Origin of the sequence: Halomonas litopenaei (genome assembly GCF_003045775.1) — a bacterium.
In the GTDB taxonomy this organism is placed as follows: domain Bacteria; phylum Pseudomonadota; class Gammaproteobacteria; order Pseudomonadales; family Halomonadaceae; genus Halomonas; species Halomonas litopenaei.
This window is the reverse complement of record NZ_PXNS01000001.1, coordinates 705,456-731,052: the sequence shown is the minus strand read 5'-3', so window position 1 is coordinate 731,052 and position 25,597 is coordinate 705,456. Positions and strand designations below refer to the sequence as shown.

Below are 25,597 nucleotides of genomic sequence, written 5' to 3'. Positions count from 1 at the left end.
GACGCCTCATGCCTTGCCTCCCGCCAGTCGTTGATCGCGGGAGACTTCGTCTTCCAGGCGCGTCAGCAGTGCTTCACCCAGGGTCGTGGCGGCGCTGATGCGCGCCTCGCGCCCTTCTGTCTCGGCGTGGCGTAGCGCCACCTCGAGATCCGGCGGCGTCAGCCAGCCCTCGCCGCGCTCGGCCCACTCCACCAGGCACAGATGCCCCTCGGCGAGCAGATCGCGCCCACCGATGAACTCAAGCTCCTCGGGATCGCCCAGGCGGTAGAGGTCAAAGTGGTGCAGCGTGACCAGCGCCCCGTCCAGCGAAAGCTCGTAGGGCTCCACCAGGGTATAGGTAGGACTCTTCACCGCACCTTGATGGCCGTAGGCGCGCAACACACCGCGAGCCAGGGTGGTCTTGCCGGCCCCAAGCTCTCCCGACAGGTGGACGCGTCCTCGTCCTTGCAAGGCCCGTCCCAGGCACTCCCCCAGTGCGACCTGGCGGTCTTCATCATCGAGTCGCAGCTGCATCTTCCTCGCCCATCGTCGGATTGACTAATTTTCGTGCACAGGATGCCAGATCGCTGGCCAACAGACCACGCTCACCGCCCTCTCTCGCCGCCATGTCACCGGCCAGGGCGTGTACCAGCACGCCCAGCCGCGCGGTGCGTTCCAGTGACCAGCCCGGGGCCTGGCCCTGGGCCATCAGGCCCGCCAGCACACCGGTCAGGGTATCGCCCATGCCGCCGCTGGCCATGCCCGGGTTGCCAAAAGGACACAGCGCCAGGCCGTCGGGACCGGCGATCAGGGTGCCGGCCCCCTTGAGCACGATCACCCCGCCCCAGCGTTGCTGCAGGGCGCGCGCGGCACCGGGGCGGTCCGCCTCGACCTCGGCCACGCTGGTCTCGAGCAGGCGTGCCGCTTCTCCCGGATGGGGGGTCAGGATCCAGTCGTCACGCCGCTGATCGGCAAAGCGGCTGACCAGCAGATTGAGGGCATCGGCGTCCAGCACCAGCGGAATCGAGCGCTTCAGCGCGGTCTGCAGCACCGATTGGCCCCAGCTCCCCTGACCAAGCCCTGGCCCCACGGCGAGCACACTCAGGCGATCCAGCAGCTCATCGAGTTCGCTGGCATGGGTCACCCCACGCGCCATGACCTCGGGGCAGCGCACCAGACTGGCGCCGACGTGTTCCGGCGCGGTGGCCAGCAGCACTCGGCCAGCGCCCACCCTGGCGCAGGCCTCTGCCGCCAGCAGCGCCGCCCCTCCGAACCCGGGCGCGCCACCGAAGATGCCGGCGAATCCGGCGGCGCCCTTGTGCATATCGCGCTCACGCGGAGGCAACGCCAGGTTCACCAGGCTCGACTGCAGGCGCCAGGCGGTGGGCGTGATATCGTCATGGGCCAGGGCGTCCACTCCCAGTGATTCCACCACCACCTCGCCGGCCAGGGCGGCGCCACGCCCGGTGTGCAGTCCCAACTTGTCGGCGATAAAGGTCACCGTCATCACCGCCCTGACCGCCATGCTCGGCTCGGCGCCGCCGTCGGCGGTGATGCCCGAGGGAATATCCACCGCCAGCACCGGACACCGGCTTTCATTGATGGCGGCGATGGCCGCGGCGTAGGTCGGACGCAGGTCGCCGGCAAAGCCGGTACCGAGCATGGCATCGACCACCACGTCCCCTTCCACGCGCAATCCTTCTCGCCATTCGATAAAGCCGACCCCGGCGTCGTCGGCCATCTCGGCCGCGCGCAAGGCGTCACCCTTCAGGCGTTCACGCGGGGTCAGGGAAATGCGCTGCACCTGGCGCCCTTCGGTCGCGGCCAGCGCTGCCAGTACATGGCCGTCGCCGCCGTTGTTGCCACCACCGCAGAACACTGTCAGCGACTTGGTCGCCGGCCAGCGCGCCTTCAGCCAGCGCCAGGCGACGCCGGAGGCCCGGTGCATCAGGGCGAAGCCGTCGCTCTCGCCGGCGATCGCCCGTCGGTCCAGCTCGCGTACCTGCTCGGCGGTGTACAACGGAGTCTGTCCTGGCTCAATCGCGCCGCCGTCCAAGATGTCCATGCGGTTCTCCCTTCGATCGTGATGGTCTACCATGGCGGTCACTTCCTTCCCTATGAAGTCTAAGCCCTTCTCCTCTCGCGCCAAGCGCAGAGCCGGGCTGTCTTGCCATTTGCCGGGTATGTCCTCATTTATGTCTGCATCGTCCCCGTCCACCGACGTCGACTTCAACGACCTGGCGGCGCGCATCCGCACCTGGGGGCGGGAGCTCGGCTTCCAGCAGGTCGGCATCACCGACGTCGACTTGAGCGACGATGAGGCCCATCTCGAGCGCTGGCTAGAGGCAGGTTTCCACGGCGAGATGGGCTTCATGGCCAAGCACGGCACCAAACGTACCCGTCCGGCCGAGCTCGAACCCGGCACCATCAGGGTCATCAGTGTGCGCCTGGATTATCTGCCGCCGGAGGTGGAGACCACCAAGGTGCTGGGACAGCCCAGCCGCGCCTATGTGTCACGCTATGCCACCGGGCGTGACTACCACAAGCTGATGCGCAAGCGGCTACAGCGCCTGGCAAAGACCATCGAGGCGGAAGTCGGGGACTTCGGCTACCGCGCCTTCGTCGACTCGGCCCCGGTGATGGAGCGCGGCCTGGCGCGCAAGGCCGGAATCGGCTGGTTCGGCAAGAACGCCATGCTGCTCAATCCCAGAGCCGGCTCGATGTTCTTTCTCGGTGAGCTTTACACCGACCTGCCGCTGCCGGTGGACGAGCCATTCGAGCAGGAACACTGTGGCAGCTGCAGCGCCTGCCGCACCGCCTGCCCCACTGGCGCCATCGTCGAGGACAAGGTGGTCGACGCCCGCGCCTGCATTTCCTACCTGACCATCGAGCTGTTCGGCGCCATTCCCGAGCGCTATCGCGAGGCCATGGGCAATCGAGTGTTCGGCTGTGACGATTGCCAGTTGGTGTGCCCCTTCACCCGCTTCACCCGGGCAAGCAGCGAACCTGACTTCGCGCCGCGCCACGATCTCGACCGGGTAGAGCTGCTGACCCTGTTCACCTGGAGCGAGGAGGAGTTTCTCGAGCGCACCGCCGGCAGCCCGATTCGTCGTATCGGCTACGAACGCTGGCTGCGCAACCTGGCGGTGGGGCTCGGTAACGCCCCCTGGAGCGCCGCCATCGAACGCGCCCTGCTCACCCGCCTGGCCTATCCCTCCGAGCTGGTGCGCGAGCACGTACGCTGGGCTCTCGCCCGCCAGCGCCAGCGGCGCGCCGAGCTGATCACCTCTGCTTGAGCGTCTCGAGCTAAACGCGCCCCTCGCCTCGAACCCAGCGTCAACTGCTGACTATTCCCCAGCCTTGAGGAACGTCTTGCGATAGTGCGCGAGTTCGGCGATGGATTCCTTGATGTCGTCCATGGCCAGGTGCACGTTGCGCTTGGAAAAGCCCTCCAGCGCCTGGGGATTCCAGCGCTTGGCCAGCTCCTTCAAGGTCGAGACGTCGAGATTGCGGTAGTGGAAAAATGCCCACAGCTCGGGCATCTCGCGCTCCAGAAAGCGCCGGTCCTGGTGGATCGAGTTGCCGCACATCGGCGAGGTGCCTGGGGCCACGTGGGCTGAGAGAAACTCGAGCGTCCTGCGCTCGGCCTCGCGGGTATCGATCTGGCTCTTGCGCACCCGCTCGACCAGCCCGGAATTGCCGTGGGTACGGGTATTCCACTCATCCATGCCGGACAGCAGTGCGTCGCTCTGGTGAACCGCGATCACCGGCCCCTCGGCGATGACATTGAGCTCGCCGTCGGTGACCAGGGTGGCCACCTCGATAATGCGTTCACGCTCCGGGTCGAGCCCGGTCATCTCCAGGTCGATCCAGATCAGGGCGTCGTTTCGCGGGCCGGTCTTGGCATCGTCAGGACGCGGGTTGAGGGTATCGTCGGGGCTGGCGCTGGCATCGGACATCGTCGCTTCCTTGATCAGGCGGTGGCCCTTGTCGGGACAGGGGCTGTGCGTGTAGGTACAATGCCGACCATTGTACCGACCATCGGGTGCTCATGAGCAAACGCAAGTTGAGCCGCCAGCAGCGCTGGCGCATCGAGAAGATCCAGGCCGAACGCGCCGAGCGCGCCGCCAGAAAGGCCGGCCAGGACGACGAAAAGCTTGCCGCCGGCGAATACGGCGCCGAGCGCGACGGCCGAGTGATCGCTCACTTCGGACGGACCCTGGACGTCGCCAGCCGTGCCGGCGAGACGCCCACCCGCTGCCATCTGCGCGCCAACCTCGAGGGCCTGGTCACCGGAGACCGCGTCATCTGGCGGGCCGGCGAGGACGGCAGCGGCGTGGTGGTGGCCCGAGGCGAGCGCGACAATGTGCTCGAACGCCCGGATATGCGCGGGCTACTCAAGCCCGTGGCGGCCAATATCGACCAGATCCTGATCGTCTTCGCGGTGGAGCCAGAGCCCCACGCTGGCCTGATCGATCGCTACCTGGTGGCGGCCGAGGCCACCGGCATCACCCCGGTACTGGTGCTCAACAAGACCGACCTGCTGCCCGACGAGGGCGGCGAACTGCGCGGGCTGCTCGACCGCTACCGCGGCATCGGCTACCAGGTGGTGGCTACCTCCACCGAGGTCGACGGCGGACTCGACGCCCTTTACGCCCAGCTCGCCGACCGCACCTCGGTATTCGTCGGCCAGAGCGGGGTCGGCAAGTCCTCACTGATCGACCGCCTGCTGCCCGACGAACAGTTGCGCATCGGCGCGCTGTCGGAGGACTCGCGCAAGGGTCGCCACACCACCACCACCGCCCAGCTCTACCACCTGCCCGCACCGGACGAGAGCCTGGCCTCGGGCGAGCTGATCGACTCCCCCGGCATCCGCGAGTTTGGCCTCACTCACCTGACAGAGCGCGAGGTCACCGAGGGCTTTATCGAATTCGCCCCTTACCTCGGCCTGTGTCGCTTCCGCGACTGCCGCCACCGGCAGGAGCCGGGCTGCGCCATTCGCGACGCCATCGACGAGGGGGCGATTCACCCCGAACGCTTTGCCAGTTATCGTCGTATCGTCGATAGTCTGGATAGCCAATAGGGAAACGCCAGTAGCGTCCCCTCGCGAAGTGCCAGGCGCCAGACACAGCGCCCGCCCCTTTCATCCGTGTGGATCCGCCAGGAGAGAACCATGAGCTCAGAAGACAATCTGTTGCCCTTGATCGCCGAGCCCGAGGAACTCGCCGGCGTGCTGGATCACGAGGACATCCTGGTGATCGACGTGCCGCTGAAGGCGGAAAGCTACGCCGAGGGCCATGTGCCCGGCGCGATCTTTCTCGACCATCGTCGTCTGCTGAAAGGTTCCGGCGACGTCCCCAACGACGTCCCCGATGAAGAGGCCCTGTCACAACTGTTCTCGTCGCTGGGCCTGACCCGGGACACCCACGTGGTCGCCTACGATGATGAGGGCGGCGGCTGGGCCGGGCGCCTGCTGTGGACGCTGGAGCTGATTGGCCACAAGCGCTATTCCTACCTGAATGGCGGCATTCACGCCTGGCGTGACGAGGGGCTGCCACAGTCCACCGAAGACCATGCGCCGGAGCCCTCGAACTACCAGGCCGAGGTCCTCAATCCCGAGGTCGCGATCGACCGACTCGAGCTTGAAGAGCGCCTGGGCAGCGACAACTTCGCCATCTGGGATGCCCGCTCCGTCGACGAGTTCGATGGCAACAAGGGCCAGAACCGGCACCTCGGCCACCTGCCCGGAGCGGTCAACATGGAGTGGACCGACGCCATGGACCGTGAGCGCTCACTTCGCCTGCGCGACTACGCCGAGCTGATCACCGAACTGGGCGCCATGGGTATCACCCCGGATATGGAAGTGGTCACTCACTGCCAGACCCACCATCGCAGCGGCTTCACCTGGCTGGTAGGCAAGGCACTGGGGTTCGAACGCATGCGTGCCTACCCGGGCTCGTGGAAGGAGTGGGGCAATCGCGACGATACCCCCATCGAACACTGACGCCCTTGTTCCTCTGCCCATCTAGGGCTTGTCTGAAAAGTATCTGCGCTCGTCGACTTTTCGGACTGAGCCTAGGGCACTTGATTACACCAGCGGCGCGGCCGTGAGGCCGCGTGCGCGTCATTGACCACCCGGAGATCGTCCCTTCGTGACCCTCGCCAAGCTGTTTTCCCTGATCCAGTACCCCATCCCCCACCACCTGCTGTCGCGCCTGGTCGGTCTGCTTGCCGACTGCCGTATCGGCTGGCTCAAGAACCTGTTGATCCGCGCCTTCATCAAGCGCTTCAAGGTCGACATGAGCCAGGCGGTGGAATCGGACCCCAGGGTCTACCCGAGCTTCAACGCCTTCTTCACCCGGGCGCTGGCGGCCGGCGCCCGCCCGCTGGAAGACGGCCTGTTGTGCCCCGCCGACGGCACCCTGTCCCAATGGGGCGCCATCGACCATGGTCGGCTGGTCCAGGCCAAGGGCCATCGCTTCAGCATGACCGAGCTGCTCGGTGGGGACCCCAGGGCGGCCACCCGCTACCAGAGCGGCAGCTTCGCCACCGTCTACCTGTCGCCCAAGGACTACCACCGGGTGCACATGCCGCTTGCCGGCACCCTGACCGAGATGGTCTACGTGCCCGGGCGCCTGTTCTCGGTCAACGACGCCACCACCCGCCACGTCCCGGGCCTGTTCGCCCGCAACGAGCGGCTGGTGTGCCACTTCGAGACCGAACACGGCCCCATGGTGCTGGTGCTGGTGGGCGCGATGATCGTCGCCGCCATTGAAACGGTGTGGGCCGGCCAGGTGACACCGCAGTCCGGCCGGGTCGAGCGTGTCCGCTTCGATCGCCCGATTCACCTCGCCAAGGGTGCCGAGATGGGCCGCTTTAAGCTCGGCTCCACCGTGGTCATGGCCTTCGCCGAAAAGGTCGACTTCGATGCCTTGAGCGGCAAGGCCGGCAGCCCCGTCGCGGTGAGCATGGGCCAACGCCTGGGCGGCGAGCCGGGAACCAGCGCAGCACCGGCGACGGCAGACGACGAAGCGACCGCCAGCGCGGACTGAAGCGCCAAGGTGTGTCGGCAACGCCGGTGGCATGACAACGCCTTTGGCATGAGAACACTATTGAAAGGGGCGGCGGTGGCCGCCCCTTTTGAGATTCCTCTCAACAAAATGCAGCAAGTAATCAACACTCACTTCCTGTGCGCTCTTAGGTTATCGTTTCAACGAAACATAAACCAGAAAAATCACTTCATACATTCATCTTCCTACCCCCGTCGACAATTTACTTGAAAATACTAAAAAATTTTGCAAAACTCGCTCGCCCTAACCAGAATTTTTAATCAAGCATCTCAACCACAAAAAATCCAACCAACGCTGCAGCATAAATAAAAACATTAAAAACGTGAAAAATTCAGTATCGATTGCAGAGAAAACAGATGGCGACAAAAAACCAAGCCTCAAAGTATAAAACTTTAAAACTTACACTATCGACAGCTTGAAAGCCAAATACCAAGAGACTAGAAGATTGAAAAGAACACTATTTCTAATTGCATTTTCTTTTATTTCTGGTTGCGCCGCCACAGACTATAAAGACCTTAATCTTGACACAACCTCTGACTTTAGGTCACCAACCCACGGGAAGTCTGGGGTATACGTTTACCAATGGAAAACTGGGATACTAGGAGCGGGTTCAGATGTCGACTTCGAAATAAAAGGATACCCAGAACTATCATTAAACACCGGTGAGTATGGTTATTTTGAAGTCAAGCCAGGAAACTATGAATACAAGCTATCAGGAGGAATATTTCCTCAGTACATTCCCGTCGAGTTTGAACCGGATCAAAATTATTTCTTCAGAGCCTTTCTTTTAAACTTCTCTGACTATGCAGTTTTGGTTAGAGAACAAAATGAAATAAATGAAGCCCAAGAAAACATATCATCCGGAAGGTATGAGCCACATTCCAATGACTAAAAAATAATCATGCACGAATAACGACTGACCAATTATTACCAAGGAGCTGGGAACAACTTCTCAACTTTACGACAACAGCCCCCCTCAACAGCGCGGTGTGGGAAAGGCGATCACTTCTTCAAGACGCGACTTGCCCAGCGCCAGCTGGATCAGCCGGTCGAGTCCCAGGGCGACCCCGCTGCCCTCGGGCATGCCGGCGCCCAGCGCCGCCAGCAGGCGCTCGTCGACGTCGACCTCGGCAAGGCCTTCCTCACGCCTGGCGCGATTGTCGTCGGCGAAGCGTGCGCGCTGTTCGTCCACATCGGTCAGCTCGTCATAGCCGTTGGCAAGCTCTAGCCCATCGAGATACACCTCGAAGCGCGAGGCCACCCAGGCGCCGTCGCGGGGGTCCTGGTGACGCCGGGCCAACGCCGCCTGGCTGGCCGGGTAATCCAGCACCACGTCGATGCCGTCGCGGCCTAGCTCGGGCTCGATGACGAGGCTCATCAGCAGGTCGAGACACTCATCGCGCGGCGCCTCGGCCATGTCGAGGCCACCGCGTTCACCGGCAAGACGTCGAAGTGATGCGATTTCCACCTCAAAAGGATCGATATCCAGCACCTCGCCAAACAGCTCGCGATAGCGACGCTTTCGCGTCGGGCCAGGATCGAACGGCAGCACCTCGCGGATCAGCGCCTGGGTTTCTTCGATCAAAGCATCGAGACTCCAGCCCGGGCGATACCACTCCAGCATGCTGAACTCGATATTGTGGCGGCGTCCCACCTCGCCGTCGCGAAAGCTGCGGGCGATCTGGAAGATCGGCCCACTGCCGGCCGCCAGCAGGCGCTTCATGTGAAATTCCGGCGACGTCTGCAACCACAGGGTTTCGCTGCCCGCCGGGGTGACCGCTCGACAGGACAGCGACGCCAGGTGCACGTCGGTGCTGCCGCCGTGACCGAGACAGGGGGTCTCCACCTCGAGCACGCCGCGCTCGACAAAGAAACCGCGCACCCGCTGCATCAGCACGGCGCGGCGGCGCAGGGTGTCCAGCGAGGCCGTGGGTTGCCAGTCTGTCATCGTTCGTTCCTTACCACTTGCCCAAACGACAAAGGCCACGCGATCGCGTGGCCTTTGTCTGTATCTCGATCTGCCGATCCGGGGATATCGCCCTCGCCTCAGGCGCGGGAGACGTAATCGCCGCTACGGGTGTCGATCTTGAGCACTTCGCCCTGGTTGATGAACAGGGGAACGCGCACCACCGCGCCGGAGGACAGGGTCGCCGGCTTGGAGCCGCCCTGGGCGGTGTCGCCCTTGAGGCCCGGGTCGGTCTCGACCACTTCCAGCTCGATGAAGTTGGGCGGGGAGACCGAGATGGCGTTGTCGTTCCACAGGGTCACGGTGTACACCACCTGCTCCTTGAGCCACTTGTCGCTGTCGCCCAGGGCCTTCTTCTCGACGGCGTACTGCTCGAAGGAACCGTCGGTCTTCATGAAGTACCACATGTCACCGTCGGTGTAGAGGTACTCCATGTCCAGATCCATGACGTCGGCGCCTTCCAGCGACTCGCCGGACTTGAAGGTACGCTCCCACACGCGGCCGGTCATCAGGTTGCGCAGCTTCACGCGGTTGAAGGCCTGGCCCTTGCCGGGCTTGACGAATTCGTTCTCGACGATGGCACAGGGGTCACCGTCGAGCATCACCTTCAGACCGCCCTTGAATTCGTTGGTAGAATAGTTCGCCATGAGATCTCGTTCCTTTCGGTGCCCGGCCCGGCCATCGGCTCAGAGCGGCACTCAACTGACATTTTGCGAGGACAAGCCCCTCGCACGCATCGATGGATGGCCCGCATGATAACCCGAAGCTCGACGCTTTTGCATTGCTCTGCCCCGGATGAGCCGGGACTTCCCGCCCCCGGCGGCTGGCAGCGCCAGCTGGCCGGCGCCATTCGTGACCCGCGCGAGCTGTGCCGCCGCCTGGGGCTCGACGCCTCCCTGATCCCCGGCGCCGAGGCCGGCCACTCCCTGTTCGAGGTGCGTGTGCCCGAGGCCTTTGCCGCGCGCATGCGCCACGCAGACCCGGACGACCCCTTGCTGCGCCAGGTGCTGCCCCTGGATGCCGAGCAGACAAGCCCTGAGGGCTACGTCACCGATCCGCTCCAGGAGGCCCAGCACACCGCCCGTCGCGGCCTGATCCACAAGTACGCCGGACGGGTACTGCTGATCACCAGCCCCGCCTGCGCGATCAATTGCCGCTACTGCTTCCGTCGCCACTTCCCCTACCAGGAAAACGCGCCCTCACGCAGCCAGTGGGACGACACCCTGGACTACCTGCGCGAGGACGCCACCCTGCGCGAGGCGATCCTGTCCGGTGGCGATCCGCTGGCCGCCAGCGATCGCCAGCTGGCCTGGCTGGTCGAGCGGCTCGACGCCATCCCCCATCTCAAGCGACTACGCCTGCATACCCGGCTGCCGGTGGTGATCCCCGATCGCGTCGACGGCCCCCTGCTCGAGTGGCTCACAGGCACCCGCCTGCAGAAGGTCATGGTGCTGCATATCAACCACGCCAACGAGATCGACGAGGCCGTAGCCGGCGCCTGCGCGCGGCTCAAGCAGGCCGGCGTGACCCTGCTCAACCAGAGCGTGATCCTCAAGGGAGTGAACGACTCGGTAGATGCGTTGGAAGCGCTCTCGGAGCGGCTGTTCGAGGCCGGCGTACTGCCCTACTACCTGCACGCCTTCGACCCGGTGTCCGGGGCAGCCCACTTCGACGTGGCCGACGCCCGCGCCAACGCCCTGGTCGACGAGTTGCGCACCCGCCTGCCCGGCTTCCTGATGCCGACCCTGGTCCGCGAGGTCCCCGGCGAAGCCAGCAAGACGCCGTTGTAGCCGACACCAAGCTTGCTGCAAAAAAAACGCCCCCGGGGTTTCCCCCGGGGGCGGTGCGTTTACGCCATTTGCCGGCGGCGCGGATCAGGCCACGCTGTCGGCGGTGACATTGGGCGCTACCTCTTCGGTGGACAGGCAGCGGTTGATCGCGCTCATCACACCCTTGATCGAGGCGCTGGTGATGCTCTCGTCGGTACCGACGCCGAACACCGCCTCGCCCTTGACCCGGACCTCGACGTAGGCGATCGCCTCGGCGTCGGCGCCCTGACCACGGGAGTGCTCGTGGTAGTCGATGATCTCGATGTCGTGGCCCTCGCTGCGCAGCGCCTTGACGAAGGCCGCCAGCGGGCCGTTGCCTTCGCCGCTGATGGTGTGGCGCTCACCGTCCTTGGCGATGCAGGCTTCCAGCGTCACCGTCGGGCTGTCCGGCTCGGACGACAGGCGGTGGCTGACCAGGCTGTAGGGCTCGGTCTTGGCCAGGTACTCGTCGACGAAGGTCTGGTAGATCATCGCCGAGGTGATCTCCTTGCCGACCCGATCGGCCACCTCCTGCACCACCAGGCTGAACTCCATGGACAGCCGGCGCGGCAGTTCGATGCCGTGCTCCTGCTCCAGCAGGTAGCTGACGCCGCCCTTGCCGGACTGGCTGTTGACGCGGATCACCGCCTCGTAGCTGCGGCCCACGTCGAGCGGGTCGATGGGCAGGTAAGGCACCGCCCAGACGCTGTCCGGGTCTTCCTTGCGCAGCGCCATGCCCTTCTTGATGGCGTCCTGGTGAGAGCCGGAGAAGGCGGTGAACACCAGATCGCCGACGTAGGGATGACGCGGGTGGACCGGCAGCTGGTTGCAGTGCTCGACCTCACGCATGATCGGGGTGATGTTGGAAAAGTCGAGGCCCGGATGGACGCCCTGGGTGTAGAGGTTCATCGCCAGGGTGACGATGTCGACGTTGCCGGTGCGCTCGCCGTTGCCGAACAGGGTGCCCTCGACCCGGTCGGCGCCGGCCATCACCGTCAGTTCGGCGGCGGCCACACCGGTACCACGGTCATTGTGGGGGTGAACGCTGACGATCAGGTGATCGCGGTGCTCGACGTTGCGGCAGAACCACTCGATCTGGTCGGCGTAGTTGTTGGGGGTGGCGCACTCCACCGTGGCCGGCAGATTGACGATCATCTTGTTGTCGGCGCTGGCCCCGAAGGTCTCGCGCACGGCATTGACGATCTCCACCGCAAAGTCCATCTCGGTGGTGGTGAACAGCTCCGGAGAATACTGGAAGGTCCAGTTGGTCTCGGGGGCCGCCTTCATCAGGTCACGGATCTGGGTGGTGGCATCGACCGCGATCTGGATGCACTGGGGCTTGTCGACATTAAATACCACGCGACGGAACACCGGATCGGTGGCGTTGTAGACGTGAACGATGGCGTTCTTGGCGCCCTTGAGCGATTCAAAGGTGCGCTCGATCAGGTGCGGACGGGCCTGGGTCAGTACCTGGATGGTGACGTCGTCCGGGACCTTGTCTTCCTCGATCAGGCTGCGCACGAAGTCGAAATCGGTCTGGGAGGCGGAGGGGAAGCCCACCTCGATCTGCTTGAAGCCAATCTTGACCAGCAGATCGAAGAAGCGCTGCTTGCGCTCCTGGTCCATCGGATCGATCAGCGCCTGGTTACCGTCGCGCAGATCGACGCTGCACCACTGGGGCGGGGTCTCGATGCGCTGGCTGGGCCACTGCCGATCAGGCAGGTCCACGGCCACGAAGGGGCGGTACTTGGTCGAAGGGTCCTTGAGCATCATGGCGTTTTCTCCGGAATAGGGTGTGTCGAGCGAAGCGTTATTGGAAGGCCTGTTGGGCGACCCGGCCAGCGCCTTGTGAGCAAAGGCCAGGTGAAAACGGCGACGCCCCGCTCGCCAGAGGCGAGCGGGGCGTCATAAGTCGTTCCAGGACCGAGACGATAGCGACCACGACAATTCGCGCACCAGCCATCCGTACATCGTCGCAACGACGAGAGCGGACACCACAGGTGGCGTGACGGGACGGGTTCATGGTGGGGCACTGGGTACTGACGGACATCTTGCAACCTCGACTCAACCTGACTGGTGGCGATCCTGCCGGCGACGCAAGCACAAAGGGCGTCGCCACGCGCATTCAAACGCGTAGTAGTAGTCGTAGGTCGAGGTGGCGAGATGTCATGTTCATGCGCTCTAGAAAATCAGTCTTCAGCGACGTTGTCAACTGCGGCGCGCCAGCGCGGGCGCCAAGAGCGCTCGCTGTCATGTGAATGTCCTCGAGCCGGACTAGGGTAATAGAGCGATTCCGGCGCCCCGGAACCACCGTAATCTCTGACAACACCACCAGACTCGTGCTGATGGTTCAGCATGGCTGACACAAAGGAGACGCTCCATGGATGCCCATCACCACCGCCGCCCCGCTCCCCTCGCCGCGTTACTGTCATGCGCGATCACTGCCATCGCGCTCTGCGGGGCCAGTGTCGCGCCCGCCATGGCCGAGGACAACGCCTCCAACGCCAGCGCTTCTTCCTCCCTGCCGGTCAGTCTGGGCCCCCGCCCCTACTTCCTGATCGACGACATGGACGAGGACAATGCCCAGTCCGCCGAGCTCAAGGCGACCCTTGAGCAGTGCGCAGCCAACCTTGAGCAGCCCACCCGGAGCGACTTTTCCATCGGCCACCGCGGCGCCCCCCTGATGTTCCCCGAGCACACCCGGGAATCCTACCTGGCCGCCGCGCGCATGGGCGCTGGCGTGCTCGAGTGCGACGTGGCCTTTACCGAGGACAAGGAACTGGTCTGCCGCCACTCCCAGTGCGACCTGCACGGCACCACCAATATCCTCGAGACCGAGCTTGCCGAGCAGTGCAGCGTGCCACCGACCTTCGATGCCGATGGCAAGTTGACCAACGCCGCCGACGTCCAGTGCTGCACCAGCGACATCACCCTGGCCGAGTTCAAGACCCTGGAAGGCCGCATGGACGGCGTCGACACCAGCGCCGACACCCTGGAGGCCTACCTGGCCGGCAACCCGCGCTGGCGCACCGAGCTCTATGCCGATCGCGGCACCCTGATGAGCCACGCCGAAAGCATCGCGCTGTTTCAGGACCTGGGCGTCAAGATGACCCCGGAGCTGAAGACACCGAGCGTCGAGATGCCCTTCGACGGCATGAGCCAGCAGGACTATGCCCAGAAGCTGATCGACGAGTACGTCGAGGCCGGCGTGCCCCCGGAAGACGTCTTTCCCCAGTCGTTTCTGCTCGATGACGTGCGCTACTGGGTCGACAACACCGAGTTCGCCGACCAGGCGGTGTACCTGGACGATCGCTATGACGTGGAAGGCTTCGACGTGACCGACCCCGCAAGCTGGGAGCCGTCGATGCAGGAGCTGGCCGATATGGGAGTGAAAATTCTGGCCCCGCCGATGTGGATGCTGCTGGCCGAGGGGGACAGCGAAGACCGGCCCATCGTGCCATCGGTCTACGCCGAGAAGGCCAAGGAGGCAGGACTGGAGCTGATCGCCTGGTCCTTCGAGCGCTCGGCGCCACTGACCCGTGACGGTGCCTGGTACCACCAGACCATCGACGATGTCGTCGACAACGATGGCGACAAGATGGTGGCGCTTGACGTGATGGCCCGCGATATCGGGGTAAAGGCGGTGTTCTCTGACTGGCCGGCAGCGGTCACCTTCTACGCCAACTGCATGGCCGACGAGCTGGCAAGATGAACGGCAATGACCAGCCGCGAATCTAGTCGGAACGCATAAAAACGGCCGGGTGGATAACCACCCGGCCAGAACGCCTTCCGTGGCGTTGGCGCCCCTAACGCCATTCCGAGGGCTCCATCCTAACGATCGTCAACCTGGAGAGCGCTCCCCCATCGGCGGTAGCCAGCCGCCTCCAGACGAGGGCAGGCAACCAGGCATGTCCCGCTCCTCCTTCAAGGAGTCGTCGTCTCCTGGGCGAAGCTTATGCCAGTGGCCCTGATACTCACCCGAGTGCCTGCGTGGCCTGCGACGATAGCCTCGATATCGGCCAGCGCCCCGATAACTGCAGTCTTGCCGCTTGAACGAGCAAACTCACAGGCCGCCTGCACCTTGGGCCCCATGGATCCTGCGGCAAAACCCTGGGCTTCCAGGCTATCGGGATCGGCCATCGCCACCCGACGGCTATGCGGGGTCCCCCAGTCCAGGTAGACCCCGTCCACATCGGTGGCGATGATCAGAAGATCGCTGGCGAGTTGCTGTGACAACAGCGATGAGCACAGGTCCTTGTCGATGACCGCCTCGATGCCCTCGAGCTTGCCATCCTCCCCGTAGACCGTGGGGATGCCGCCACCGCCGGCACAGATCACCACGGTGCCCTTCTCCAGAAGCCAGCGCAGCGGGCGAATCTCGAAGATCCGTTTGGGTCTAGGGCTCGGCACAACGCGGCGGTAGTGATCGCCGTCTCGCGCCATGGTCCAGCCCTTGAGCTCTGCCAGCCGGCAGGCCTCGTCGCGCTGGTAGATGGGGCCGATGGGCTTGCTCGGCTGCTGGAAGGCAGGGTCGTCGGCGTCCACCTCGACCTGGGTCAACAGCGACGCAAAGGGCACATCCGGCGGCAACAGATTGCCGAGCTCCTGCTCGATCATGTAGCCGATCATGCCTTCGGTCTCGGCACCCAGCACATCCAGAGGAAAGGCATTGTCCTCGTCGTAGGCCGCCCCTTGCAGGGCCAAAAGGCCCACCTGGGGCCCGTTGCCATGGGCAATCACCAGCTCGTTGCCTGATGCGATGCGCGCGATCTGCTCGCAGGCGATGCGAATGTTGGCGCGCTGGGCCTCGCCGTTCATGACCTCGCCACGCCGCAACAGGGCGTTGCCACCAAGGGCAATCGTGATACGCATAACAGTGTCCTTCCCGTTCGGGGTTGCTGGCGGCCCAGGGGCCGCCAGGCTATCTTGCCGATCCGTTGGTGCGTGGCTTACACATCGCCAAGGGTCGAGACCATCACCGCCTTGATCGTATGCATGCGGTTCTCTGCCTGTTCGAAGGCGATGCAGGCCGGCGACTCGAACACCTCCTCGGTGACCTCGATGCCGTCCTTCAGCATCGGGTACTGCTCGGCGACCTGGCGCCCCACCTTGGTGTCACAGTTGTGGAAGGCCGGCAGGCAGTGCATGAACTTGACCCTGGGATTGCCGGCGGCCTCCATCAGCGCCTTGTTGACCTGGTAGGGCAGCAACTGGTCGATGCGCTCGGCCCAGGCCTCCACCGGCTCGCCCATGGACACCCAGACGTCGGTGTGGATGAAGTCGACGCCCCTGACCGCCTCGCGGGGGTCCTCGGTCAGGCAGATGCGCGCGCCGCTGTCCTCGGCGAAGCGCCGGCAGTTGGCCAGATGCTCCTCGTCCGGCCACAGCGAACGTGGCGCGGCGATCCGCACGTCCATGCCCAGCTTGGCGCCGATCAGCAGAAGCGAGTTGCCCATATTGTTGCGGGCATCGCCCAGGTAGGCGAAGGAGATCTGGTGCAACGGCTTCTCGGCGTGCTCGCGCATGGTCAGGACGTCGGCGATCATCTGGGTCGGGTGGTACTCGTCGGTCAGGCCGTTGTAGACCGGCACCCCGGAGAACGCCGCCAGTTCCTCGACCACCTCCTGGCTGAAGCCGCGGTACTCGATGGCGTCGTACATGCGACCCAGTACCCGGGCGGTATCGCGCATGGACTCCTTGTGCCCGATCTGGGACGAGGTGGGATCGATGTAGGTGACGTTGGCGCCCTGGTCATAGGCGGCCACCTCGAAGGCGCAGCGGGTCCGGGTGGAGGTCTTCTCGAAGATCAGGGCGATGTTCTTGCCCTTGAGTCGCTGGGCCTCGCAGCCGCTGTACTTGGCCCGCTTGAGGTCCCGCGACAGGTCCAGCAGGTAGCGCAGCTCGCGCTCGGAGTGATGCATCAGCGACAGCAGGTGACGGTTGTGGATATTGAAGGACATGAGGGTCTCCTTGACGGCCACCAGGGCAGCCGTCGATTCACAGTTAAATAAGCGAAGTAACGCGTAACGACGTCGTCAGAAGTCGACGGGATCTCGCTGAATCGGACAGGTCATGCAGTGACCGCCGCCTCGGCCACGGCCCAGTTCACTGGCGCTGATGGTGATCACCTCGACCCCGGCCTTGCGCAGCAGGGTGTTGGTGTAGGTGTTGCGGTCATAGCCGACCACCACGCCTGGCTCCAGGGCGACCACGTTATTGCCGTCGTCCCACTGTTCGCGCTCGGCCTCGAAGCTGCCGCCACCGGTCTCCACCACCCGCAGTTTCGGCAGCCCCAGCGCCTCGGCCACCACCTCGATGAAGCTTCCCTTCTCGCGGCGCACGTCGATGCCACTGGGCTTGCTCTCGTCGGGGCGCAGACTGAAGGGAACGATGTCCTTGACCACGTCAGGGAAGACCGTCACCAGGTCGCGATCGCAGAAGCTGAAGACGGTGTCCAGGTGCATGGCGGCACGCGACCGGGGCAGTCCCGCCACGATCACCCGTTCGGCCTCGCCGGCCCTGAACAGGGCGCTCGCCACCTGACCGATGGCCTGGTGCGAGGTGCGCTCGCCCATGCCGATCAACACCACGCCGTTGCCCACCGGCATCACGTCGCCGCCCTCCAGGGTGGCCGAACCATGGTCCTGGTCGGGATTGCCGTACCACACCTTGAAGTCGGCGCCGGCGAAGCGCGGGTTGAAGCGATAGATCGCCGAGGTCAGCAGCGTCTCCTGGCGACGGGCCGGCCAAAACATCGGATTGAGTGTCACCCCGCCGTAGATCCAGCAGGTGGTGTCGCGGGTGAACAGGGTGTTGGGAAGCGGCGGAAGAACGAAGCTGGACTGTCCCAGATAGTCGCGGAAGGTCTTGAGGGTCTCGCCTCCGTGGCTCTCGGTGATGTCGGCCCAGGACACCCCGCCGATCAGGAACTCGGCGAGTCTCCGGGGCTCCAGTTCACTGAGCCAGGCGCGGACCTCATCGGCAAGGCCGAAGCCGACCAGGTTGGAGGTCACCTTGCGCTCGAGAATCCAGCGCATGGCGTCGCGATTTTCGAGGGTTTCGGTGAGCAGGTTGTGCATCTCGAGCACTTCGATGTCACGCTCGCGCATCTTGGTCACGAAGTCGAAGTGGTCGCGCTTGGCCTGGTTGGTCCACAGCACATCATCGAACAGAAGGTCATCACAGTTGCTGGGGGTCAGTCGCTGATGAGCAAGCCCAGGCGAGCACACCATGACCTTGCGAAGCTTGCCTACCTCGGAATAGACACCCAATCGTGAAGATCCACTTTTCATTCTGTTTCTCCTTCCCTTTTGCGGGACTGTCACTACCGCATCATCAATGAACCTGACCGCTGTAACATGTCGAACATCGAGGTCTAACTACATAACTACAGACTCAACCACCCCTGATAGAGCCCCAGCGTGGCCACCAGCGCCGAGGCGATAGTGACCGCGAAGATAATCTTCTCGATGGGGGTAAAGACCTTTTCATCACGCTCGCTCTTGGCCTTGTAGAAGAACACGGCACCAGGGGCGTAAAGCAGCGCCGACAGCAACAGATAGTCGATACCGCCAGCAAACAGCAGCCAGATCGCGTAGAGGGTAGCCAGGCCGCCGATAAACAGATCCTTGCGGCGTACCTCAGGCTCCTTCTCGTAGGTTTCTCCCTTTACCGCGAGCAACAGGGCGTAGGCTGCCGACCACAGGTAAGGCACCAGGATCATCGAGCTTGCGAGGTAAAGAAGGCTCAGGTAGGTGGACTCGTTGACCAGCGTCAGCAGCAGAAAGAGCTGGATCAGGCCGTTGGAAAGCCACAGGGCGTTGACCGGCACCTTGTTGGCGTTTTCCTTGCTCAACAGTTCAGGCATGGTGCCGTCGCTGGAGGCCGCGTGAAGAATCTCGGCGCACAGAAGTGTCCAGGACAGCAAGGCGCCAAGCAGCGAGATCACCAGGCCAAGGCTGATCAGATGTCCGCCCCAGGGGCCGACCACCTGGCTCAGCACCAGCGCCATGGACGGGTTCTTGAGCTCGGCGAGTTCCGGCTGGCTCATGATGCCCATGGACAGCACATTGACCATCACCAGAAGCAGAAGCACACCGACAAAGCCGATCACGGTGGCGCGCCCGACATCGCGACGATCGCGAGCCTTGGCGGAATAGATGCTGGCACCCTCGATACCGATAAATACCCAGACGGTGACCAGCATCATGTTGCGAACCTGGTCCATCACGCTGCCCAGATCGGCGTTGCCGGTGCCCCAGAAGTCCATGGTGAAGACGTCCAGGTGAAAGCCGATGGCGGCCAGCACGATGAACATGATCAGCGGGACGATCTTGGCGATGGTGGTCACCAGATTGATGAACGCCGCCTGCTGGATACCCCTGGCCACCAGGAAGTGAACCGCCCACAACAGGATCGAGGCACAGCCGATGGCTGCAGGCGTATTGCCCTCGCCGAAGATGGGGAAGAAGAAGCCCAGGGTGCTGAACAACAGAACGAAGTAGCTGACATTGCCGAGCCAGGCGCTGATCCAGTAACCCCAGGCGGAAGAGAAGCCAAGATAATCGCCGAAACCGGCCTTGGCGTAGGCATAGATGCCGGCGTCGAGTTCCGGCTTGCGATTGGCCAACGTCTGGAAGACGAACACCAGTGCCAGCATGCCGACCGCGGTAATTCCCCAGCCGATCAGCACCGCCCCTGGTGCGGCGCTCGCCGCCATGTTCTGCGGAAGCGAAAAGATGCCGCCCCCGATCATCGAGCCGACGACCAGCGCAAGCAAGGCGCCGAGTCTCAGCTTTCCTGTGTCATTTTCCATGGGAAGGGTTTCCTCGTGGGGACCAAAAGTTTGCCAATTCAGGCTACTCTCTTTTTGGCCCCGTGAGGCTACCGAAACCGCCGTACACACCTCTCTGCTGACTCGTGTCAACTACGCCTTTCGAAGTACATAATAACGACCCCGATCAGGTTATATCGCTCCACCACCACTGTTTGATCTCGGCCGCTTGCAACGACCTTTCCCTCGGATTTGCGGTCAATGGCTCGTCCCGATCGAGGGAACTTTGCTTCGCGGGTGCCTGCAGCGCCATGTCGCTACCAGGTTCGCGACAACGTCCAGGCTCGCTGGCACCGTGCGGGAATGGGAGACACAAAAAAAGGGAGCCCTGGGCTCCCTTGCAGTAGAAGTAAACATCGCGTCCAGGCAGCGATGACGTCCGAACTAGTCGTGGCCCGGTGCCTGGCAGGACAGATCCGCCTGGCGATAGCCGATCAGATAGAGCACGGCGTCAAGCCCCAGGGTCGAGATGCTCTGACGGGCCTGGGCACGCACCAGCGGCTTGGCGCGAAAGGCGATACCGAGTCCGGCGGCGGCCAGCATCTTGAGATCGTTGGCGCCATCGCCCACGGCGATGGTCTGTTCCATGGCGATCCCCTCGCGCTGGGCGATCTGGTGCAACAGCGCGGCCTTGCGATCGGCATCGACGATCGGCTCGCGTACCTCGCCGGTGACCTTGCCGTCCTCGATCACCAGTTCGTTGGCGTGGATCTCGTCAAAGCCCAGCCGCTGTTGCAGATGGCGGGCGAAGTAGGTGAAGCCGCCGGACAGGATGGCGGTGCGGTAGCCCAAGCGCTTGAGCTGGGCCATCAACTGTTCCACCCCGTCCATCAGCGGCAGCTCTTCGGCGATCTCGGCCAGCACCGACTCGTCCAGGCCCTTCAACTTGGCCATGCGCTCACGGAAGCTCTGCTGGAAGTCGAGCTCACCGCGCATGGCCCGCTCGGTAACCTCGGCGACCTCGTCGTAGACCCCGTGGCGGCGCGCCAGCTCGTCGATGACCTCAGCCTTGATCAAGGTCGAGTCCATGTCGAAGCACACCAGGCGACGGTGGGTGCGCCAGATGGAGTCTTCTTGCAGGGCGATATCGACCCCGTGGGTCGCGCCCAGCGCCAGCGCCTTCTCGCGCAGCGACTCAAGGTCGACGTCTTCGCCGCGCAGCCAGCACTCGACGCAGCTACCCTGGGCCGGTGCCTCGCCGTCCAGCGGCTCGCGCCCGGACAGGCGATGGATCAACTCCACCGTCAGCCCGTGCTCGGCGGTCAGCGCGCCCACCTCGGCCAGGATGCCGGCAGGCAGTCGCGGCGCCAGCAGGGTCATGATCAGGCGCGGCTGACTCGCGGTCTCGCTCCAGCGATGGTACTCCTCGGCGCTGATCTGGATCGCCTGGACGTCCAGGCCCAGTTCATCACCGGCGCCCGACAGGGCGCCTTCCAGGTCGGCCTCGTGGTCAAGCGCTACCAGCGCCTCCAGCGAGACGATACCGAAGGTCACGCTCTGGTTGATGTCCAGAAGGCGCGCGCCGCTGCGGGCCAGGATCCGCCCCAGGCCGGCCAGCTGGCCGGGCCGGGCCCGGCCGGTGGCGCGCATCAGGATTCGTCGTGTCATGGTTGTGTTCCTTGGGCACCCGCAGCAACCGGCGGGCGCCGTACCGTCGTAAGGGTTACGCCTCGAGGCGCTCGAGCCGGTCGACCTTCTGCAGCCCGCGAGGCAGCTTGCTGCCTCGCCGTCCGCGATCTCCCCGATAGTAGTCGAGCTCACCGTTCTTGAGCGACAGCTTGCGCTTGCCGGCGTGCACCACCAGGGTATCCCCTGGCGCCAGCACCACCAGGCCGCGCACAAACTCTTCGCGCCGGGCCGCCCGAGCACCGGGAATATCCAGCATCTTGTTGCCCTTGCCCTTGGACATCTCCGGCAACTGTTCCAGCGGGAACAGCAGCAGTCGGCCTTCGTTGGAGACCGTGGCCACGGTCAATTCCTCGGCCGCCGGCAGCTCCACCGGGGGCAGCACGTTGCAGCCCTTGGGCAGGCTCAGCACCGCCTTGCCGGAACGGTTCTTGCCGGTCAGGTCCTCGAGCCGGGCGACGAAGCCGTAGCCGCCGTCGGAGGCCAGCAGGAAGCGGGCGTCCCCCGGTGCCAGCATGACGCCGGCCATGTGCGCGCCGGCCACCACATTGACCTTGCCGGTGACCGGCTCGCCCTGGCCGCGGGCACTGGGTAGCTGGTGGGCCGGCAGGGTATAGGCCCGGCCGGTGTCATCGAGCAGCACCAGCGGCTGGTTGGTCTTGCCTCGCGCGGCCAGGTGGAAGGCGTCGCCGGCCTTGTAGGATAGCCCGGAGGGGTCGATGTCGTGGCCCTTGGCGGCACGAATCCAGCCCTTCTCGGACAGCACCACCGTCACCGGATCGGCGCCCACCAGTTCGACCTCGGACAGCGCCCTGGCTTCCTCGCGCTCGACGATCGGCGAGCGGCGCTCGTCGCCGTGCTCCTCGGCGGCCTTGCGCAGCTCCTGCTCGATCAGGTCGGTCATCGCTGCCTCGTTGCCGAGCAGCTCTTCAAGACGCTTGCGCTCCGCCTCGAGCTCGTCCTGCTCGGTGCGGATCTTCATCTCCTCGAGCTTGGCCAGGTGGCGCAGGCGCAGCTCCAGGATCGCCTCGGCCTGACGGTCAGTCAGACCGAAGGCCGCCATCAGCGCGCTCTTTGGCTCATCCTCCTCGCGGATGATGCGGATCACCTCATCGATATTGAGGTAGGCGATCAACAGGCCTTCGAGCAGATGCAGGCGATCGTTGACCTTGCCCAGCCGGTGCTCGAGGCGACGGCGCACCGTGGTGCGACGGAAGTCGAGCCATTCGCCGAGCAGCTCCGGCAGCGGCATCACCCGTGGGCGGCCGTCGAGGCCGATCACGTTCAGGTTAACCCGCACGTTCTTCTCGAGGTCGGTGGTGGCGAAAAGGTGCGCCATCAGCGACTCGATATCGACCCGGTTGGAGCGCGGTTCGATCACCAGACGGGTCGGCTCCTCGTGGGTCGACTCATCGCGCAGGTCGGCCACCATGGGCAGCTTCTTGGCCTGCATCTGCGCCGCGATCTGCTCCAGCACCTTGGCCCCGCTGACCTGGTAGGGCAGCGCGGTGATCACCACCTGGCCCTCTTCCTGCTCGTAGCGGGCGCGCATCTTGACGCTGCCGCGACCGCTCTCGTAGAGCTTTCGAAGGTCCGCGCGCGGGGTGATGATCTCCGCCCGGGTGGGAAAGTCCGGGCCTGGCAGGTGCGCCATCAGGTCGGCGGTGGTGACGCCGGGATTACGCAGCACCTCGCAGGTGGCCTCGACCACCTCGCGCACATTGTGGGGCGGGATGTCGGTGGCCATACCCACGGCGATGCCGGTGCCGCCATTGAGCAGCACGTGGGGCAGACGTGCCGGCAGCACCACCGGCTCGTTCATGGTGCCATCGAAGTTGGGCGCCCAGTCCACGGTGCCCTGGCCGAGTTCGCTGAGCAGTACCTCGGCGAACTTCGACAGCCGCGCTTCGGTGTAGCGCATGGCGGCAAAGGACTTGGGATCGTCCGGGCTACCCCAGTTGCCCTGGCCGTCCACCAGCGGATAGCGATAGCTGAACGACTGGGCCATCAGCACCATGGCCTCGTAGCAGGCGCTGTCACCGTGGGGGTGGAACTTGCCGAGCACGTCGCCGACGGTACGCGCCGACTTCTTGTACTTGGCGTTGGCGTTCAACGCCAGCTCTCGCATGGCGTAGATGATGCGCCGCTGCACCGGCTTCATGCCGTCGCCGATATGGGGCAGGGCCCGGTCGAGAATGACGTACATCGAATAGTCGAGGTAGGCCTTCTCGGTGTATTCGCGCAGGGACAGTCGCTCGACGTCGCCCTCCGCCACCTCAATGTCCAGAGTCATGATCCCTCGTTCTCAATCCTGGTCGCCTGAACCGACGACGTGAAATCCGGGAGCGTCACTGCGTGCAAGTCACCGCGATGGCGGCCCGTCACACTTCGATATCCGCCAGGTTGCCGTAGTCCTCGAGCCAGCTCTTGCGGTCCGAGGCGCGCTTCTTGGCCAGCAGCATGTCCATCATCTCCATGGTGCCGTCGCCCTCCTCCCGGGTCAGCTGTACCAGCCGCCGGGTCTCTACCGCCATGGTGGTCTCGCGCAGCTGCAGCGGGCTCATCTCGCCAAGGCCCTTGAAGCGCTGCACGTTGGGGGTGCCGCGCTTGCCTTCCAGCTTGCGCAGGATGGCCGCCTTCTCGCTCTCGTCCAGGGCGTAGTAGACCTCCTTGCCAAGGTCGATGCGGTACAAGGGCGGCATGGCGACGAAGACGTGGCCGGCGTCGACCAGCGACGGAAAGTGGCGCACGAACAGCGCACACAGGAGGGTGGCGATGTGCAGCCCGTCGGAGTCGGCATCGGCGAGGATGCAGATCTTGTGATAGCGCAGCTTGGACAGGTCGGCGCTGGCCGGGTCGGCGCCGATGGCCACGGCGATGTCGTGGACCTCCTGGGAGCCGTAGATATCGTGGGAGTCGACCTCCCAGGTGTTGAGGATCTTGCCGCGCAGCGGCAGGATCGCCTGGGTCTCGCGGTTGCGCGCCTGCTTGGCGCTGCCCCCGGCGCTGTCACCCTCGACCAGAAACAGCTCGCTCAAGGCCGGGTCCTGGCCACTGCAGTCGGCCAGCTTGCCGGGCAGCGCAGGGCCGGAGGTGACCTTCTTGCGTGCCACCTTCTTCGAGCTCTTCTGGCGCCGCTGGGCGGCGCTGATCACCAGTTCGGCCAGCGCCTCGGCCTGGTCGACATGGTGGTTGAGCCACAGCGAGAAGGCGTCCTTGACGACGCCGGAGACGAAGCCCGCCACGGTGCGTGACGACAGCCGCTCCTTGGTCTGGCCGGCGAACTGCGGATCGAGCATCTTTACCGACAGCACGTAGGCGACCCGCTCCCACAGGTCCTCGGCGGTCAGCTTGACCCCGCGCGGCAGCAGGCTGCGGTACTCGCAGAATTCCTTGAGTGCCTCGAGCAGGCCGGAACGCAGGCCATTGACGTGGGTACCGCCCTGGGCGGTGGGGATCAGGTTGACGTAGCTTTCCATCAGCGAGTCGCCGCCTTCGGGCAACCACTGAATCGCCCAGTCCACCCCCTGCTCGTCGTCGGCGAAGTGACCGACGAAGGGCGAGCTCGGCAGCACCTCGTAGCCGTCGGTGGTCTGGGCCAGATAGTCGCGCAGACCGTCCGCGAACTGCCAGGTGGTGGCGGTGCCGTCGGCTTCCACCAGCTCCACTTTGAGGCCGGGGCAGAGTACCGCCTTGGCCCGCAGCAGGTGCTTGAGCCGTCCCACCGCCAGGTTGGGGCTATCGAAGTAGCTGGTATCCGGCCAGAAGCGCACCAGGGTGCCCTTGGCACGCTTGGCGGCGGTGCCGATGACGTGCAGGTCCTCGACCTTGTCGCCGTGCTCGAAGGCCATGGCGTGGCGCTCGCCGTCGCGCAGGACCTCGACCTCGAGGCGTCGCGACAGGGCGTTGACCACCGACACCCCGACCCCGTGCAGGCCGCCGGAGAAGCGGTAGCTCGACGAGGAGAACTTACCGCCGGCGTGCAGCCGAGTCATGATCAGCTCGATCCCCGACACCCCGTGCTCCGGGTGAACGTCGATGGGCATGCCGCGACCGTTGTCCGTCACCTCGATGCCGCCGTCGTCCCGCAGTACCACGCGGATCTCGTTGGCGTGTTCGGCGAGCGCCTCGTCGACGCTGTTGTCGATGACCTCCTGGACCAGGTGATTCGGACGGGAGGTGTCGGTGTACATGCCGGGGCGCTTGCGAACGGGCTCCAGCCCGGAAAGCACCTCGATCGAACTGGCACTGTATTGGGTCATGCGTGGTCCATCATCAGGATGACTGGGATCGTCTTTGCGCCGTCGACTGAACG

20 protein-coding genes are annotated in these 25,597 nt (G+C 64.5%); 7 read left to right on the top strand and 13 right to left on the bottom strand.

The genetic code is table 11. The features are described 5' to 3' along the window. Positions 1–6: 6 nt before the first annotated feature. Both tsaE and C6W88_RS03340 read right to left on the bottom strand, forming a co-directional pair. Positions 7–513, bottom strand: a complete 507-nt coding sequence (gene tsaE, locus C6W88_RS03345) for a tRNA (adenosine(37)-N6)-threonylcarbamoyltransferase complex ATPase subunit type 1 TsaE (RefSeq protein ID WP_108131455.1) — start codon at positions 511–513, stop codon at positions 7–9. Further along, on the bottom strand, positions 494–2,044 hold the full coding sequence (locus C6W88_RS03340) for an NAD(P)H-hydrate dehydratase (protein ID WP_108131454.1): 1,551 nt from the start codon (positions 2,042–2,044) through the stop codon (positions 494–496). The genes tsaE and C6W88_RS03340 overlap by 20 nt, the downstream gene beginning before the upstream one ends. Before the next feature lie 130 nt (positions 2,045–2,174). Here C6W88_RS03340 and queG point away from each other — a divergent pair, with 130 nt between their 5' ends. Then, a complete protein-coding gene (gene queG, locus C6W88_RS03335; protein WP_108131453.1) occupies positions 2,175–3,275 on the top strand; it encodes a tRNA epoxyqueuosine(34) reductase QueG in 1,101 nt (366 codons plus the stop codon). 51 nt (positions 3,276–3,326) lie between these two features. Here queG and orn read toward each other — a convergent pair whose 3' ends face one another. Continuing rightward, entirely contained in the window at positions 3,327–3,938 is a 612-nt protein-coding gene (gene orn, locus C6W88_RS03330) for an oligoribonuclease (RefSeq protein ID WP_108131452.1), read from the bottom strand. Positions 3,939–4,030: 92 nt separating this feature from the next. Between orn and rsgA the strand changes: the two genes are divergently transcribed. The 4 genes from rsgA (at position 4,031) to C6W88_RS21325 (ending at position 7,941) form a co-directional block, all read left to right on the top strand. After that, on the top strand, positions 4,031–5,062 hold the full coding sequence (gene rsgA / locus C6W88_RS03325) for a small ribosomal subunit biogenesis GTPase RsgA (RefSeq protein WP_045993090.1): 1,032 nt from the start codon (positions 4,031–4,033) through the stop codon (positions 5,060–5,062). 90 nt (positions 5,063–5,152) lie between these two features. Beyond that, positions 5,153–5,983, top strand: a complete 831-nt coding sequence (locus tag C6W88_RS03320; RefSeq protein WP_108131451.1) for a sulfurtransferase — start codon at positions 5,153–5,155, stop codon at positions 5,981–5,983. A gap of 148 nt (positions 5,984–6,131) precedes the next feature. Further along, entirely contained in the window at positions 6,132–7,031 is a 900-nt protein-coding gene (gene asd, locus C6W88_RS03315) for an archaetidylserine decarboxylase (protein ID WP_108131450.1), read from the top strand. 463 nt (positions 7,032–7,494) lie between these two features. Then, positions 7,495–7,941 (top strand): DUF2846 domain-containing protein, encoded by a 447-nt coding sequence (locus tag C6W88_RS21325; protein ID WP_146164628.1) that lies wholly within the window; start codon positions 7,495–7,497, stop codon positions 7,939–7,941. Positions 7,942–8,025: 84 nt separating this feature from the next. Here C6W88_RS21325 and epmA read toward each other — a convergent pair whose 3' ends face one another. After that, positions 8,026–8,997 carry an EF-P lysine aminoacylase EpmA gene (gene epmA / locus C6W88_RS03310; RefSeq protein ID WP_108131449.1) on the bottom strand — a complete coding sequence of 324 codons (972 nt, stop codon included), beginning with the start codon at positions 8,995–8,997 and terminating at the stop codon, positions 8,026–8,028. 98 nt (positions 8,998–9,095) lie between these two features. Next, positions 9,096–9,662 (bottom strand): elongation factor P, encoded by a 567-nt coding sequence (gene efp / locus C6W88_RS03305; RefSeq protein WP_045994506.1) that lies wholly within the window; start codon positions 9,660–9,662, stop codon positions 9,096–9,098. A gap of 105 nt (positions 9,663–9,767) precedes the next feature. Here efp and epmB point away from each other — a divergent pair, with 105 nt between their 5' ends. Continuing rightward, positions 9,768–10,805, top strand: coding sequence for an EF-P beta-lysylation protein EpmB (epmB, locus tag C6W88_RS03300; protein ID WP_108131448.1), 1,038 nt, complete (start codon positions 9,768–9,770; stop codon positions 10,803–10,805). 84 nt (positions 10,806–10,889) lie between these two features. Here the strand turns inward: epmB and leuA are convergent, their stop codons facing one another. Next, positions 10,890–12,596, bottom strand: coding sequence for a 2-isopropylmalate synthase (leuA, locus tag C6W88_RS03295; RefSeq protein WP_108131447.1), 1,707 nt, complete (start codon positions 12,594–12,596; stop codon positions 10,890–10,892). Between the two features lie 607 nt (positions 12,597–13,203). On the opposite strand from leuA, the gene C6W88_RS03290 reads away from it, so the two are divergent. After that, positions 13,204–14,535 carry a glycerophosphodiester phosphodiesterase family protein gene (locus C6W88_RS03290; protein WP_108131446.1) on the top strand — a complete coding sequence of 444 codons (1,332 nt, stop codon included), beginning with the start codon at positions 13,204–13,206 and terminating at the stop codon, positions 14,533–14,535. 212 nt (positions 14,536–14,747) lie between these two features. On the opposite strand, the gene arcC is transcribed toward C6W88_RS03290, so the two are convergent. From arcC to parE, 7 genes are all read right to left on the bottom strand, one after another. Next, complete coding sequence (arcC, locus tag C6W88_RS03285; protein ID WP_108131445.1) at positions 14,748–15,695, bottom strand: carbamate kinase; 948 nt, start codon at positions 15,693–15,695, stop codon at positions 14,748–14,750. A 77-nt stretch (positions 15,696–15,772) separates the two neighbouring features. Further along, positions 15,773–16,783: an ornithine carbamoyltransferase gene (locus C6W88_RS03280; RefSeq protein ID WP_045994511.1), complete on the bottom strand. Its 1,011-nt coding sequence runs from the start codon at positions 16,781–16,783 to the stop codon at positions 15,773–15,775. 75 nt (positions 16,784–16,858) lie between these two features. Next, positions 16,859–18,115: an arginine deiminase gene (gene arcA, locus C6W88_RS03275; protein WP_108131444.1), complete on the bottom strand. Its 1,257-nt coding sequence runs from the start codon at positions 18,113–18,115 to the stop codon at positions 16,859–16,861. Between the two features lie 95 nt (positions 18,116–18,210). Further along, positions 18,211–19,638 carry an arginine-ornithine antiporter gene (gene arcD, locus C6W88_RS03270; RefSeq protein WP_108131443.1) on the bottom strand — a complete coding sequence of 476 codons (1,428 nt, stop codon included), beginning with the start codon at positions 19,636–19,638 and terminating at the stop codon, positions 18,211–18,213. 402 nt (positions 19,639–20,040) lie between these two features. Further along, positions 20,041–21,264 carry a phosphoserine phosphatase SerB gene (gene serB / locus C6W88_RS03265; protein ID WP_108131442.1) on the bottom strand — a complete coding sequence of 408 codons (1,224 nt, stop codon included), beginning with the start codon at positions 21,262–21,264 and terminating at the stop codon, positions 20,041–20,043. A 55-nt stretch (positions 21,265–21,319) separates the two neighbouring features. Then, entirely contained in the window at positions 21,320–23,575 is a 2,256-nt protein-coding gene (parC, locus tag C6W88_RS03260) for a DNA topoisomerase IV subunit A (RefSeq protein ID WP_108131441.1), read from the bottom strand. Positions 23,576–23,663: 88 nt separating this feature from the next. After that, a complete protein-coding gene (gene parE, locus C6W88_RS03255) occupies positions 23,664–25,544 on the bottom strand; it encodes a DNA topoisomerase IV subunit B (RefSeq protein WP_045994516.1) in 1,881 nt (626 codons plus the stop codon). Between the last annotated feature and the right edge of the window lie 53 nt (positions 25,545–25,597).

Bases quoted from the DNA above. Each gene is read 5' to 3' on its own strand.
- rsgA (WP_045993090.1), top strand. From the start codon at position 4,031: ATGAGCAAACGCAAGTTGAGCCGCCAGCAGCGCTGGCGCATCGAGAAG.
- tsaE (WP_108131455.1), bottom strand. From the start codon at position 513: ATGCAGCTGCGACTCGATGATGAAGACCGCCAGGTCGCACTGGGGGAG.
- epmB (WP_108131448.1), top strand. From the start codon at position 9,768: ATGATAACCCGAAGCTCGACGCTTTTGCATTGCTCTGCCCCGGATGAG.
- C6W88_RS03280 (WP_045994511.1), bottom strand. From the start codon at position 16,783: ATGTCCTTCAATATCCACAACCGTCACCTGCTGTCGCTGATGCATCAC.
- efp (WP_045994506.1), bottom strand. From the start codon at position 9,662: ATGGCGAACTATTCTACCAACGAATTCAAGGGCGGTCTGAAGGTGATG.
- arcC (WP_108131445.1), bottom strand. From the start codon at position 15,695: ATGCGTATCACGATTGCCCTTGGTGGCAACGCCCTGTTGCGGCGTGGC.
- orn (WP_108131452.1), bottom strand. From the start codon at position 3,938: ATGTCCGATGCCAGCGCCAGCCCCGACGATACCCTCAACCCGCGTCCT.
- C6W88_RS03320 (WP_108131451.1), top strand. From the start codon at position 5,153: ATGAGCTCAGAAGACAATCTGTTGCCCTTGATCGCCGAGCCCGAGGAA.
- serB (WP_108131442.1), bottom strand. From the start codon at position 21,264: ATGACACGACGAATCCTGATGCGCGCCACCGGCCGGGCCCGGCCCGGC.
- arcA (WP_108131444.1), bottom strand. From the start codon at position 18,115: ATGAAAAGTGGATCTTCACGATTGGGTGTCTATTCCGAGGTAGGCAAG.
- epmA (WP_108131449.1), bottom strand. From the start codon at position 8,997: ATGACAGACTGGCAACCCACGGCCTCGCTGGACACCCTGCGCCGCCGC.
- C6W88_RS03290 (WP_108131446.1), top strand. From the start codon at position 13,204: ATGGATGCCCATCACCACCGCCGCCCCGCTCCCCTCGCCGCGTTACTG.
- arcD (WP_108131443.1), bottom strand. From the start codon at position 19,638: ATGGAAAATGACACAGGAAAGCTGAGACTCGGCGCCTTGCTTGCGCTG.
- queG (WP_108131453.1), top strand. From the start codon at position 2,175: ATGTCTGCATCGTCCCCGTCCACCGACGTCGACTTCAACGACCTGGCG.
- leuA (WP_108131447.1), bottom strand. From the start codon at position 12,596: ATGATGCTCAAGGACCCTTCGACCAAGTACCGCCCCTTCGTGGCCGTG.
- C6W88_RS03340 (WP_108131454.1), bottom strand. From the start codon at position 2,044: ATGGACATCTTGGACGGCGGCGCGATTGAGCCAGGACAGACTCCGTTG.
- parE (WP_045994516.1), bottom strand. From the start codon at position 25,544: ATGACCCAATACAGTGCCAGTTCGATCGAGGTGCTTTCCGGGCTGGAG.
- parC (WP_108131441.1), bottom strand. From the start codon at position 23,575: ATGACTCTGGACATTGAGGTGGCGGAGGGCGACGTCGAGCGACTGTCC.